This window comes from Colwellia sp. KS18-150 (assembly GCF_057551365.1).
This window is the reverse complement of the sequence record NZ_BAAJMC010000023.1, coordinates 12,478-26,560: the sequence shown is the minus strand read 5'-3', so window position 1 is coordinate 26,560 and position 14,083 is coordinate 12,478. Positions and strand designations below refer to the sequence as shown.

The following is a 14,083-nucleotide window of genomic DNA, read 5'->3' as shown; positions in this document are numbered from 1 at the left end:
ATTTATTATTAGCTTAAATTTTGGGTAAGCCGTATTGTTTTATTTTGTTTATAAGTGTTCTATTTGGCTCTAACACTTGGCTAAGTTTTTGTCGTTTATTTTGCACATCATTTAACAAGTGCTGCATTAATTTTTCTTTACTTCCACAGCCCCCTTGAAACTCAGTGATAAAATTCATACCGTACAAAATGTATTGATAACTCGCAGCAGGAAATAAGGGGTTAGCCTGAGTAACATCATACTTTGACGGAGCTTGATATTGCCATAGTGTCAGCATTTCTTGTAAAGAGTCAGGGACAGTTTTACTGTCTCTATTGTCAAGCCAATATTGAGAATCATCACGTTTAGATAAAACATAATGCAGCTTCAAAAATTCTATTATTTGCTGCCAATGGCTCTTGAGTTTTTTATTAAACCGCTTAGCAGTGATGGCCATTGCGTGCTTTGTTTTTGGTAACTGATCGCTTATCATCTGTGCGGATTGTTCTATCATCGCTAAAGCAGAGGCTTCAAGGGGCTCAATAAAGCCCGCAGACATTCCGACAGCTACGCAGTTTTGATGCCAAAACTTTTCATAAAATCCCGGATTAAACGAAAGTTTTTTAATTGATAATTCATTATTGCTCTTCAAATCAATTTGTTTAATATACTGTGTTAATGCTCTCTCGGCTGCCTCATCGGTTGTATATTCACTTGAGTATACATGCCCAATCCCACGACGTGATTGCAAACCTATATCCCAAATCCAACCACAAGTTTGAGCTGTCGAGTGAGTACATGATGCGATTTCCGCATTATCGTTAAGATACGGAGCTTGTACGGCTAGTGCAGTGTCATTGAACAAAATATCTTTTTTGCTACAAAATGGTATTTGATAATGCTTACCTAGCAATAGTGATTTAGCGCCTGAGCAATCTACAAATAAGTCTCCGTAAATGTCACCTTGGTTGTCTGTAGTAACATAGGCAATATCATTCAGTTCATTGTTTTTTATTGAAGTAATATGGGAGACAATATGCTTAACATTAAGTTTATTTATACAATGTTTTTTCAATAATGCGGAAAATTTATTCGCATCTAAGTGATAACCATAATTAGCGATATAATCATAAGCCTTATGGGTAATTTGTTTAGGTGCCAAGTTTTTTTCACACAAAACAGATTGATAACAAACTTGCTGGGCAAAGGAGCTTGAGTTATCAAATTGTGAAAAGTGATTACCAATGTAGCTGCCTAAATTTTCACTATTAATACTCAACGGCATGGAAAAAGGATGAAAATAAGCCCGGTTCTCTTCATTGCTTACCTTAGCTGGAACCTCCCAGTCAATAAACTTAGATGCTTGTTTAAAACTCGCATCACAATCTAAAAACAATTCGGTTTCATCTATCCCTATTTCTCTTAATGTTTCCCGCATTGAAGGCCATGTCCCCTCCCCAACACCAATAGAAGAAACATGAGGAGACTCGATTACTGTAACAGTGATTTCAGGAAAGTTATTTCTCTCTGAATCATTTTTATTGGTATGCTTAGCTGCGATTAATCCCGCGGTAATCCACCCCGCAGTACCGCCACCTACAATAACAATATTATTTATTTCTGACTGCATATTACCACTTAACGACTTGGAAATTTAGATGAACTTTCCTTTGATTTATCTTAACGCACAGCTTAATGTTAATTTGACTATAACAAGTAATTTTGCAAATTGCTATAGCCATAAAGAATAGTTTCCATGAAAATGTAAACAAAAAAGCCACTATAAAAGTGGCTTTATTCTATTTGATAAATTTAGTGTCAAAACACCTTAAAACTTATATCTTGCTCCTAATCCATATCGTGCACCGCCTTGAGTTATTCTGTACACAAGTCGATCATCTCGTCCAAATTCAGTAGAATATTCATCCGTAATATTTATACCTTCTAAGAACACAGTCAGGCCTTCAACAGCAGAAATTTCGTAGCTGATATTGAAATCAATTTGGTAGTACTCATCAGTATAAATTGGCGCAGTTAAATCACCATTTGTGCGTCGTTCATTCAAAAATTTATCACGCCAGTTATAAGCAATACGTGCTTGTAAACCATGCTTGTCATAGAATGCAACAAAGTTAGCAGTATCACTTAAACCGACTAATGCCGCGGTATCGTCAAGTGAATCATCATCATAGGCTAAATCAGTGTCTACCATGGTGTAATTGAATATGCCGCCAAAACCAGATTCACCAAATAAATGTTGAATGTTAAACTCTAAACCATCAATCGTGTACTCTTCTTCACCATTGACCGGCACATTTAAACGAAAGTTAACGGTATTATCGGTAGCAGAGTCACCCAAAATTGTACCGCCATCTAAATCGCCATTTTCATCAAAGTTAGGCTGAACATTTGGATCATCGGCGAAGTTTTCAAAGATATAAGTTCTAATATCTTGATTTGAAGCATTGGCACCTAATGCCGCAACAGCTGCATCAAATTTTTGACCATCCAACGGGTTAGGTAGATTAAATATTTGTGAATCGACCGTGCCTGTTGTTATCCAGTTGGTAACATCTTTTTTGAATAAACCTAATGAAACATAACTCCCTTCATCGTAATACCATTCTGCCGAGATGTCATAGTTAATAGATTCTAACGGCTCTAAACCTGGATTACCTGAGTTACCTGAGTAACCACTTAAGCTACCACTAGTATTAATCGTTGTGCCACCTTGCAAGCTGCCATAATCTGCTCTAGAAATTGTTTTACTAAATGCTGCTCTTAATACCACATCATCAGTCACTTCTAGGTTAAGGTTTAAGTTTGGTAAGAATTGGTCATAATCTGCTGACTGGCTAAGTGTTTCTATACCGGTCACACCCGTGACTGCAGTTGAAGTATCTTCAGTCCATTCTACGACACTATACCCTGGAGCAGAAGCTCTTGAATGTACGTCTGTAGTTTCATACCTAAGACCTAGGTATGCACTAAAGGGCATATCACCTAGCTCTGTTTCATAGTTAATTTGGAAGAAATATGCGGTGGTCTTTTCTTCTGTGTAGCGATTGGTATCAGCGTCCCAATTAGTAGAGGCACAGAAATGCCCTTCACCATTAGGGCCAGAAGGAGCTCCTTCTGGCGCTTTACAGTCACCCCATACACCATCTACATTCGCGACTGGGTCGGCAAACTCTGCTGCTCGTACTATTTCATCAAAATCAGCAAAATAGATAGTGTTGAACAAATCATAGTCAGCCTGTGTTGCCGTACCTTCAAAGTTCCCCGCTGTCGCTTCAAACTTATCTAAAATGGTATCTTCACGCCAATTAATATCAGCAAAATCTCCCTCTTCGCCTACACCACCCCAATCCGATCGTTGAACTTGAGTATGACGATAATGGTTATTGACTTTATTAACAGAAACACCAAAATCAATACTTAGCTCGTCATTAAGATAATATTCACCAGATACTTGAGTTTGATCAATATCTGAAGAATATTTGTCGTTCGCAAACCAACTTCCTGATAGTCGCATTGTTTGAGGAGTGAACGCTTCTATATTACCTAACGCTATTCCCGGTAAACTACCCGTTAAATCTAGACCGGTACGATCACGTGTATAAGAAGGTAATTGAACATTATTACGAGTACCGTGACGTGGGTCTGAAGCTTGCATTCCAGCAGAAGAGCTATGGTGATCAAATGTTAGATTAAAACTATCATTTACTTGCCAATCGATATTTAAACCGATGGAATCAGTTTTTTGTTCGTTCCCCCAAGAGCCAACAGTCAATGAAGTATCTTTATAATCTCCAGGGCTATTAATATCATAGATTTCAGAATAAATAAGTGGTACTGCATTAGGCTCACCTGCCCACACTGATTCACTACGATCACCGGCATAGTTGAACCAAACTGAAGCATCAGTATGTTGCTCTTCTATTTCATTACGTACCAAGGTGTAGTCTAAAGTCGCGGTAACGTTTTCAATCGGTTTGTATTGAAGAACCAACTGGCCATTCATACGTGTACGTTGACGCTCTTCAAAAACATAACGTGGTTGTTGTGGGTTTGAATAAATACCACTTGTTGGTCTATTTGTTCCGCCCTCTGCACCAGCAGGCACGCCACCCCAGCCTGTATTAGTATAGTCACTTGCTCGATAACCTTGGTCTTGTAAAAATTGCTGCATACCGCTTTCACGATCTTGATAACTACCGGCAATTGAAATACCAAACATTTCATCTGCAAAGGTTTGGGAATATAAACCACTAAGCTCAGGTGTCGTACTTCCCTCTTCAGTCGAGGTATCATTAATTAATTTTGCACCAAATGTTGCAACAGTACCTGGTGACTGCAAAGGTTTATGCGTTTGTAAGTCAATAGTTGCACCGATACCACCTGAGGCAACACTAGCATTAGAAGTTTTATAAACATTTACACTAGATACACTTTCAGAAGCAATATTAGCGAAATCAAATGTTCTATCCCCTGTTGTTGTAGGTAATTGACGACCATTTAAAGTAATCAAATTATTTGCAGGTCCGAAACCACGAACAGTGACTTTACTTCCTTCACCGCTTGCACGATCGATCGATACACCAGTAATGCGTTGTAACGACTCAGCTAGGTTGGTGTCTGGAAACTTCCCCATATCTTCTGCTGAAATAGCATCAACAATACCTTCTGAGCTACGCTTTACATCCATAGCACGCGCTAAACTACCACGTATCCCCGTTACGGTGATAACCTCTACATCCTTTGCTTCATTCTCTTCTGCGTAGGCTATTGTAGAAACAGCCATCGAGCTTAAAGCTGCGATTATAGAAGTTGATAAAATATTTTTATTGAACATTAAAATCCCCTGATTATTATATTTATGTTTTATTTCACTTAATTGTTCTTGTCAAAATGACAATAACATTTCTACCACATTATATTCATTATGACAATAAGTATTTTTTTTAAATTGATAACAAGAATTATATTTTTATAGTAATAATAGTTGATGTTATCGAAGTTATAGTGCAAAAATTTTGTTGCTGGAATTAATTGTCTTGCACCTTTTCACCCTTTCTGCTTATTGTGAAAAAGACCAAAACAAACAAAAAGAAAATTTTTACTTGTTTTCGTAAGCATCTATCGTTTCAATGTCGCCATTTTCATCATGAATTAATTCTGTCATTTTGACACAACGTAAATGGGTTTGGCCTCGAGATAGACTACTATCGTGATAAAACAAATACCATCTACCTTCAAACTGAGTAATAGAATGATGATTAGTCCACCCCAACACCGGATTTAAAATAACACCACGATAGGTAAAAGGCCCATAAGGTGAATGACTCGTAGCGTAGGCTATTTTATGAGTATCCCCTGTAGAATAAGAAAAATAATAGACGCCATTATGTTTATGTATCCATGGCCCCTCAAAGAAACGACGATGATTGTCCTCGACAGTTATTGAGTTTCCATGCTCATCAATGATAACAACATCTTTGACTTCCTCAGCTAGCTCTAACATATTGCTTGATAGCTTAGCGACTTTAGCTGGCAAAGATGCCTTACCTTTTGCAGGGTACCTATCCTCTACATTAAATTGACCATCATACCAATTTTGTAATTGCCCTCCCCATAAGCCACCAAAATAGAGGTAATAACTTCCGTCATCATCTTCAAAAACTGCGGGATCTATACTGTATGTACCTTGAATATAGTCAGGCTCAGCTGAAAATGGCCCTACAGGAGAAGTACCTGTTGCGACACCTATACGAAAAATCCCTTCTCTATCTCTTGCTGGAAAATAAAAATAATAGCTGCCATCTTTATGTGCGGCATCAGGTGCCCACATTTGTTTACTTGCCCATGGAACATCTTCAAGTGATAATGCGACACCATGATCGGTTGCAGTAAAGTTATCATTATCCAGTGACAATACGTGGTAGTCACTCATTGCAAAATGATCTCCATTGTCATTTATACTGTTATCTGTTTCTATATCATGAGAAGGATAAACATAAATTTTACCTTCAAATACATGAGCTGATGGGTCTGCTGTATAGATATGCTTAACAAGAGGCTCACTTTTCTCTTTTAATAAATTTGCACGTGCTAAATCTTTTTGCTGTATTTTTTCCGCATGACTTAATGATTCAACTGGCTCTAATTCAGCTATTTGTTTACTGGTCATATATTTTCCTATGCTCTACTACAAAGTAATTATCAGTCACTTAAGTAACTAATTAATTGTTAATTTAATATTTTGCTTATTTTTCAAGAGAATGCTGAATTCTAATGACTTCAACCTCTGTTAACTTATATTTTTTAACGAGTAGCAAACTCAACAACATACAAATTACGGGTATACCTGCAAATGCCAATAATATGCCCGTTAATGTTTCGGCTGACTGTGCTTGATTTGGTACATAACTGTAAGCCGCTAAAATCCAACCAGCTAAAGCGCCACCTATTGCAAAACCAAATTTAATCGCTAACAAATGGCCAGAGAATGTAATTGCCGTTAATCTTTTTCCTATTTTTAACACGCCATAATCTACAGTATCGGCTACCATTGAAAACATAATTGGTGTGATCATCATATGAGCAAAATTCGCTATGAAATAGAGAATAAATATCAGAGTAATATCTTCTGAATCAACAACATAAAATAGGCTATGAGAAATAATAACAATGACAATTGCAAGTTGAAAAAGCACCTTTTTCTCAACGTATTTTGTAAAGAAGTTCGTGGATATAGCACCCAATACCGAACCTATGGCTGCTGTTGTTAAAAAAGCAGAGATTAATGATTCTTCACCCACATAATATTTAATATAGTGAGGTGCGACTGCTGCTCGTATTCCTATTAGTGTCAGGGTTGCTAAACTAATAGCAGCTATAATCAACCACTGGTCATTTTTAAATAGTAGAAAGAATTCTGAAAAAACATTTTTTCGTTTATTTTCAACCGCAGGCAAAGGCTCTTCTTTAGTCATTTTAAAACAAAAGACAAAACAAATAGCAGCTAGCGTCCCCATAAATGCCATTGCTAAGGGGTAACCTAATTGCTCGTCCCCTTCGCCAAAAAGCGCTATTAATTTAGGTAGTGCCCACACAATAATAACTAAGGCTGCCATAGCCATTGCAAATCTATAAGATTGTAAAGATGCTCGCTCTTTAGGTGAACTCACCATCACCCCTCCTAACGCACCATAAGGAATATTAATAGCGGTATAACAAGTCATTAATAAGCCATAAGTAACGTAGGCATAGATAAGTTTTCCTGTGTAATCAAAATCTGGTGTAATAAAGGCCAAACAAGCTAATACCCCATATGGCACTGCTAAAAAGAGTAAATATGGGCGATATGCCCCCCACCTAGTTCTTGTTCTATCAGCAATGCTTCCCATAATAGGATCGGTGAAACCATCAAATAGTCTTACACTAAGTAATAAGGTACCGGCGGCTGCGGCACTCAAACCATAGACATCGGTATAGAAAATAAGCATGAAATTAGCAACCATCTGAAAAACGATGTTACTTGCGGTATCACCTAATCCATAGCCAAACTTTTCTTTAATAGTTAACTTACTTTGTTCGTTTTGCATTAAAACTCCACATACAAGAATAATATTTCTCACAAGATATAGTCCAAAATACTATATCTAAAATTATCAGAAGTAAAGGAGGTATTAAATAAACTATCGGTTAGGCATAAAAAAAGGCAACGAATGTTGCCTTTTAGGTAAGTCTCATAAGGTTAATTAAAATTCAAAAGTAAAACCAAACTCTCTCAGTTTTTCATACACATTTATGTCAAATCGATATAAGGTCGCTGCACGATGCGCTACTTTCTTTTGTTTTTCCTTGCAATTAATCAATAAATTCATTTTCTGAATTTTGCGACGAAAATTAGGTTTATCTAATGTTTTATTAAGTATTGCTTCATATATTTCTTGTAACTCTAGTAACGTGAATTTTTCAGGTAATAAATTAAAACCGATAGGCTCATGACGTACTTTATATTTTAAGAAATCTAAACCGGCACTTAAGATATCTGAATGGTCAAACATTAACTCAGGAAGATCATAAACATCAAACCATTCACATTCAATGGCATTTTCACCACTAATTAAATTAGTTTCTTCATGTCTTACTAAGGAATAATATACAATGGTAATAATTCTGCCGCCTGGATAACGATCTACATCACCAAATGCTCCCAGTTGGTCTAAATAGAGGTTATCAACGTTAGTAGTTTTTTTCACTACCCGTAATGCAGCATCTTGTAAATTTTCATCATCTCGTACCCAATGTCCAATTAAGCCCCATTTATTGGTTGCTAATCCTCTATTGTATTTAACTAAGAGTACTTTAAGCTTGCTCTCATGTAAGGTAAAAATCAGATTATCTACCGTTAGGTTACGAATACAGTTTTTTGGAATATTTTCTTCATCAAGCTCGATACTTGACGTATTAGTGTAACTGTTCGGCATAAATTTACTCTTAAAAGGTATAATAATTAAAGCTTGTTCGTTAACTATTCATATAGTTAATAAGACTATTTTATATGATAAAAGATAATACAATCTCCCTGAAAACAAAGCAAATTTTGCTAACTAAAATTTCTTGTTTTTATCAAAAAAATTTAAATAATTCATAAGTCTATTTAAAAAAACAATATATTTAATAAAAAATAGTTGAAACTAACTCTGATAAAAGACATAGTAATAGTCATAATTACAATTAGGTATTTCATAATGTTTAAAAACAATACAATTAGAGTTTGGTTACATATTCCTTTCATTACCATAGCATTATCAGCATGTATGGGTTCAAACCAAAGCACTAAAGATGCCCCCCCTATTGAAAATAGTCAAACAAGGCTTAACTCATCAGATTTTCTAGTGTTGAAAGATATGTTTTTAGATAAATATAAAATAGGTACAGCGCTAAGTCGCGATCAAATTATTGGCAGCGAAACCAATATCTTACCTTTTGTAAATACTCACTTTAATGCGATAACACCAGAAAATTCAATGAAATGGGAAAGAATCAACCCAAAGCCGGGTGTATACGATTTTGAAGCCGCTGATGCATTAGTGAATTTTGCAAATAATAATCAACAATTTATAACGGGCCACACACTTGTATGGCACTCCCAGGTTCCTGACTGGGTGTTTGAACACAAAGACGGAAGTACTTTAAACCGTAAAGAACTATTACAACGCATGGAAGCTCATATCAATGCTGTTGCAGGAAGATATAAAGGTAAAATAAACGCTTGGGATGTCGTTAATGAAGCATTCAATGAGGATGGCACACTTAGAGAGTCTAAATGGCTCGAAATAATTGGCGAAGACTTTATTGAACAAGCCTTTATGATGGCAGCTAAAGCCGCTCCTCATGCAAAACTCTATTACAACGATTACAATTTGTATAAGCCTGAAAAGCGTAATGGCGTTATCAAATTAGTAAAACGATTACAGAGTAAAGGTATAAAAATTGATGGCGTAGGCATGCAGGCGCATTACTCTTTAACAACGCCTCAATTGAGTGAAGTAGAAGACTCGATAAAAGCATATAGTGATTTAAATATTGATGTACTCATTACTGAATTAGATATTTCTGTCATACCATTTCCAGATGAGGAAAACATGGGGGCAGATGTTTCTCTTAATATTGAATTACAAGAATCATTTAACCCTTATCCTAATGGTTTACCCCAAAGCGTAATGGAAGAATTAGCAAGTCGATACCAAGCAATCTTTGCTATTTTTAATAAACACCATAAGGTCATTGAAAGAGTCACTTTTTGGGGTGTCAATGATGCTCAAACATGGCGAAATGATTGGCCGATGAAGGGACGTACCGATTACCCTTTGCTATTTGATCGCCAACTTAAAGCTAAACCTTTTGTCCATACACTTAACACTCAATAACATCACTTAGCTTCTCCCCCTAGGTAACCATAAGCTTTTTCAGTTGTGGTTACCTTTTTTCCAATAATAGCTTAATGAATGAAGCAAATAACTCATGATAAAAATTGTTAACCCTATTTTAAAAGGTTTTAATCCCGACCCTAGCATTATTAGAGTTGATGATGATTACTATATCGCTACATCCACTTTTGAATGGTTTCCTGGTGTGCAACTCCACCACTCTAAAGATTTAGTTAATTGGACACTATTACCTCCCCCCTTAAATAGCACTACACAACTAGAAATGAAAGGAGTCGCGGATTCATGCGGAGTATGGGCCCCCTGTTTAAGTTATAAGCACGGCACGTATTATTTAGTGTATACCAATGTTAAAAATTTTAATGGCGACTGGAAGGATACGCCTAACTATATAGTCACCGCTTCTAATATAAATGGCCCATGGTCTGAACCTAATTTTATCAACTCCAGTGGTTTTGACCCTTCACTCTTTCATGACAATGACGGTAAGTCATATATCATTAACATGATGGTTGACCATCGTAATAATAAATTTTTTGGTGGCATTATCATCCAAGAATTTGATGTAAAATTGAAACAACTTGTTGGTGATATACATCATATATTTTCAGGTACCGAGCATGGTTTTACAGAGGGCCCTCACCTGTATAAAAAAAATGGCTATTATTACTTATTAACAGCTGAAGGTGGAACAAGTTATGGGCACTGTGTATCCCTAGCACGGTCAAAATCATTATTTGGCCCGTACGAAATACACCCTAGAAACCCAATATTAACGGCTAAATACTCTCCTCAACACTACTTACAAAAAGCTGGACACGCAGATCTTGTAGAAACACAAGATGGTCAATGGTACATGGTATTCCTAACAAGCCGACCGCTGACGACACAAGGTCGGTGCATAACAGGTAGGGAGACAGCGATAGAAAAAATGAAATGGCATCAAGATAATTGGCTTTATCTCGATAAAGAGTCCTCAACGGAAAATGATGTAGCGCATCCCTCTTACAACCTGCCTCGCCAGTACGTGCCTTCACCAGGTTTACCCGAACATAAATTCAAAGGTGAACACGGTTTAATTACCTTTAATTCAGAAAACATTGATATTAATTTGCAAAGTTTACGTGTTCCCGTTGATAGCAACTGGGCAAATCAAACAGATAGACAAGGGTATTTACGTTTATACGGCAGAGAGTCACTAAGCTCATGCTTTGAACAAAGTATGCTGGCCAGAAGAGTACAATGCCAACATGCTATCGCCTCCACCTGTGTAGAATTTTCACCTGAAAACTTCCAACAAATGGCCGGATTAACTTGTTACTACAACACAACACACTATCACTATGTATTTATTTCTGGAGATGATATTGGCGCATATACAGGCAAAAAATTCATCAACATATTAACCTGCGACGATAATAAAACGACTTACCCATTGTCAGCACCTATTGACGTAACTCATGCCATGAAAATATACCTTAAGGCTGACTTTAACGGCGCTAAATTACAGTTTTATTTTTCAGTAAAGTTAATAGATAACGCACCTCAATGGCAGAAAATAGGCCCAGAGTTAGATGGAAGCATCTTATCTGATGATTACGTTGTACATAGCGAAAAAGGCTATTCACCTTGTTTTACCGGTGCATTCTTTGGTGTGGCTTGCCAAGGTTTATCGGGGCAAAAAATCCATGCGGATTTTGAATTTCTTAACTACCAAGAAAAGCTTAACGTTTAACTTAAATACCATAACTATAAGGAGTCTTCATGATAAATAGGCTAAAAAAAATAATATTTGCTGTGTCTATCTGTTTATCGCTTAACAGTTATAGCATCGAACATAAATTTGCTATTGATACTGACTTATTACTTTTACATTTTGACTTGAAAACGGATGTTGATGATGTGCATACCGTCGCAGCTTTAGATTTAATACTTAAATCTAGTCGTTTTAAAGCACTTAACTATTACGCTGTTAGCGGAACGTACGGCATACAATCAGGCCTATATGTACCGGCCAATAAGTTAATGGATAATGTTTTTAACGATCGTTGGGTAGATGCACATAATTACCGACAAGACGCTATTAACAGTACAGCTAAAAAAGTAGCTCATACATTATCAAACGGTGGAAAGATTTGGATAGCAGAGGCAGGCCAAAGTGACTTCACTCAAGCATTATTATTTGCGCTTAATCAGAGCAATATCACTTTTTCAAAAGATCAATTTATTGTCATTCAGCATAGTGATTGGAATGAAAAAGAAACGAGTAAAGGTGCGTTAAATTATATTAAAAACAGCACGACATATATAAAAATACCTGATGGGAATTTACTCGCTAATGGCTCTCCAGGCTTTAACGATGAAACATTTTTAGTTAAAAAACTTGAAAATACATCGCTTATCTCGTCTAAAACTTGGCAAATGGCAAATAAAATATCTAGTACATATAACGGAGTAGATGGTCGATACGATAACAAAGCCATCACTAATGGCGGTGCTGACTTTTCAGATTTAGTGGAGGTTATATACGCTTTAGATATTAAAAACCTTTCTAATGTCGCAGACTTCTTTGCCGCATTTAACCGAGAAGAATAAAATGAAAAATATCACTTTCATTACTTTCATCTTTATTATTTCTATTGAGCTTCTAACATCAGTACATAGTCAGGCTCAGACATGGGAAAACATAACTACTGATAAGTCATTTTCTGCTCGCCATGAAGCAGGATTTATTGAGTTAAATGGTAAAGGATACCTAATTGGTGGCAGAGGTATCAAAACCGTTGACTCGTTTGATCCTAACTTTTTAACTTGGCATTCATTCGCTAAGTCACCTATAGAATTGCATCACTTCCAACCTGCAGTCTGGAAAAATCGCATTGTAATAGCTGGTGCATTAACAGGGAATTATCCAAATGAACAACCTGTGAAGTACATATATTATTTTTATCCAAGTACTAATACCTGGGAAAAAGGCCCTGCTATTCCTAAAGACAGATTGAGAGGTAGCACTATAACAATCATTGACTCAAATTCACTGTATCTCATTGGCGGAATAACCAATGGTCACATTGATGGAAATGTTAATTGGGTTGATAAATATAACTTTATCACAAAGCAATGGAGTATCTTGCCTAACGCACCTAGAGCTAGAGATCATGCTCAAGGTGCCATGATAAATAGTAAAATATATGTGGCAGGAGGACGCAAGACATTTGGAAAAAACAACCAAGTATTTGAACTCGTTGAAAGTACTGTAGATGTATTTGATACTCATAACTCACAATGGATATCTCTAGACGAAAAACTACCTATTCCTAGAGCAGGTATATCAATATTCCCCTTCAAAAACAGTTTTATTATTGCTGGAGGAGAAAGCCAAAACCCAACAAAAGCACATGAAGAAGTGCACTTATTTAATACCGACTTAAGGACGTGGACACAAGCCCCATCTTTAATACAAGGTAGGCATGGCAGCGGCATAATAGAATTGAAAGGAAAGTTATGGATAGCATCAGGCTCAGGAATGCAAGGAGGCTCTCCGGAATTACATTCTGTTGAAGCAATAAGTATCGACAAAATATTTACTCAACACTAATTTATTTGAATCTAACCTTTCTAAAGCATCTTGCTGAGATTTTGGTCTGATAATTGGCAAATGGCTACAGTAAAACTTGGAGTAAATCATGACAAATACAGTAAAAAATATACTGAGCACTCTTGCATTAGTTACTGCTTGCGCTTTAACTTTTAGTGTTCAATCGACACAAGATTTAACCATAACAACAAAAGTTGTTAGCTTTAACAAGACTCACCAAACGACCTATGAAGGGAGTGTTTTTCATACCTATTTTTATGGTGAAAGTGCAGGTACTAAAGATGCCATTGTCGGTATTGCAATTATAGAGCCCAATAATGAAATACATCCACCACACAAGCATGCTGAAGAAGAGTATTTATATGTTGTTGAAGGGTCAGGCACTTGGACTATAAATGGCAAAAAATCTGAGGCTAAAGCAGGAGATGTTCTCTATGTATCCCCTTGGGATACGCATGGAATATACAATACAGGCGACACACCGATGAAGTTTTTTATTGTTAGAGCAAACAGTAAAAACAAAAAAGATCACTAAAAAGAGAGAATC

At 36.5% G+C, this 14,083-nt stretch carries 10 protein-coding genes; 5 read left to right on the top strand and 5 right to left on the bottom strand.

The annotated features are described in order from the left end of the window. Positions 1–13: 13 nt before the first annotated feature. The 5 genes from AC27IF_RS17860 to AC27IF_RS17840 form a co-directional block, all read right to left on the bottom strand. Entirely contained in the window at positions 14–1,609 is a 1,596-nt protein-coding gene (locus AC27IF_RS17860; RefSeq protein ID WP_487055704.1) for a tryptophan 7-halogenase, read from the bottom strand. Positions 1,610–1,807: 198 nt separating this feature from the next. Then, positions 1,808–4,834, bottom strand: coding sequence for a TonB-dependent receptor (locus AC27IF_RS17855; RefSeq protein WP_487055703.1), 3,027 nt, complete (start codon positions 4,832–4,834; stop codon positions 1,808–1,810). Positions 4,835–5,098: 264 nt separating this feature from the next. Beyond that, on the bottom strand, positions 5,099–6,169 hold the full coding sequence (locus AC27IF_RS17850; protein ID WP_487055702.1) for a glycoside hydrolase family 43 protein: 1,071 nt from the start codon (positions 6,167–6,169) through the stop codon (positions 5,099–5,101). A 76-nt stretch (positions 6,170–6,245) separates the two neighbouring features. Next, positions 6,246–7,586: a glycoside-pentoside-hexuronide (GPH):cation symporter gene (locus AC27IF_RS17845; RefSeq protein ID WP_487055701.1), complete on the bottom strand. Its 1,341-nt coding sequence runs from the start codon at positions 7,584–7,586 to the stop codon at positions 6,246–6,248. Between the two features lie 156 nt (positions 7,587–7,742). After that, on the bottom strand, positions 7,743–8,474 hold the full coding sequence (locus tag AC27IF_RS17840; protein ID WP_487055700.1) for an NUDIX hydrolase: 732 nt from the start codon (positions 8,472–8,474) through the stop codon (positions 7,743–7,745). Positions 8,475–8,738: 264 nt separating this feature from the next. Between AC27IF_RS17840 and AC27IF_RS17835 the strand changes: the two genes are divergently transcribed. From AC27IF_RS17835 to AC27IF_RS17815, 5 genes are all read left to right on the top strand, one after another. Continuing rightward, positions 8,739–9,920 carry an endo-1,4-beta-xylanase gene (locus AC27IF_RS17835; RefSeq protein WP_487055699.1) on the top strand — a complete coding sequence of 394 codons (1,182 nt, stop codon included), beginning with the start codon at positions 8,739–8,741 and terminating at the stop codon, positions 9,918–9,920. Positions 9,921–10,014: 94 nt separating this feature from the next. Then, positions 10,015–11,673: a glycoside hydrolase family 43 protein gene (locus AC27IF_RS17830; protein WP_487055698.1), complete on the top strand. Its 1,659-nt coding sequence runs from the start codon at positions 10,015–10,017 to the stop codon at positions 11,671–11,673. A 29-nt stretch (positions 11,674–11,702) separates the two neighbouring features. Then, positions 11,703–12,533, top strand: coding sequence for a hypothetical protein (locus AC27IF_RS17825; protein ID WP_487055697.1), 831 nt, complete (start codon positions 11,703–11,705; stop codon positions 12,531–12,533). A 1-nt stretch (position 12,534) separates the two neighbouring features. Beyond that, positions 12,535–13,536, top strand: a complete 1,002-nt coding sequence (locus AC27IF_RS17820) for a Kelch repeat-containing protein (protein WP_487055696.1) — start codon at positions 12,535–12,537, stop codon at positions 13,534–13,536. Positions 13,537–13,624: 88 nt separating this feature from the next. Then, complete coding sequence (locus AC27IF_RS17815) at positions 13,625–14,071, top strand: cupin domain-containing protein (protein ID WP_487055695.1); 447 nt, start codon at positions 13,625–13,627, stop codon at positions 14,069–14,071. The last annotated feature ends 12 nt before the right edge of the window (positions 14,072–14,083 follow it).

What these genes read in the sequence shown, in the direction of transcription:
- AC27IF_RS17860 (WP_487055704.1), bottom strand. Translation starts at nt 1,609, where the DNA reads ATGCAGTCAGAAATAAATAATATTGTTATTGTAGGTGGCGGTACTGCG.
- AC27IF_RS17855 (WP_487055703.1), bottom strand. Translation starts at nt 4,834, where the DNA reads ATGTTCAATAAAAATATTTTATCAACTTCTATAATCGCAGCTTTAAGC.
- AC27IF_RS17850 (WP_487055702.1), bottom strand. Translation starts at nt 6,169, where the DNA reads ATGACCAGTAAACAAATAGCTGAATTAGAGCCAGTTGAATCATTAAGT.
- AC27IF_RS17845 (WP_487055701.1), bottom strand. Translation starts at nt 7,586, where the DNA reads ATGCAAAACGAACAAAGTAAGTTAACTATTAAAGAAAAGTTTGGCTAT.
- AC27IF_RS17840 (WP_487055700.1), bottom strand. Translation starts at nt 8,474, where the DNA reads ATGCCGAACAGTTACACTAATACGTCAAGTATCGAGCTTGATGAAGAA.
- AC27IF_RS17835 (WP_487055699.1), top strand. Translation starts at nt 8,739, where the DNA reads ATGTTTAAAAACAATACAATTAGAGTTTGGTTACATATTCCTTTCATT.
- AC27IF_RS17830 (WP_487055698.1), top strand. Translation starts at nt 10,015, where the DNA reads ATGATAAAAATTGTTAACCCTATTTTAAAAGGTTTTAATCCCGACCCT.
- AC27IF_RS17825 (WP_487055697.1), top strand. Translation starts at nt 11,703, where the DNA reads ATGATAAATAGGCTAAAAAAAATAATATTTGCTGTGTCTATCTGTTTA.
- AC27IF_RS17820 (WP_487055696.1), top strand. Translation starts at nt 12,535, where the DNA reads ATGAAAAATATCACTTTCATTACTTTCATCTTTATTATTTCTATTGAG.
- AC27IF_RS17815 (WP_487055695.1), top strand. Translation starts at nt 13,625, where the DNA reads ATGACAAATACAGTAAAAAATATACTGAGCACTCTTGCATTAGTTACT.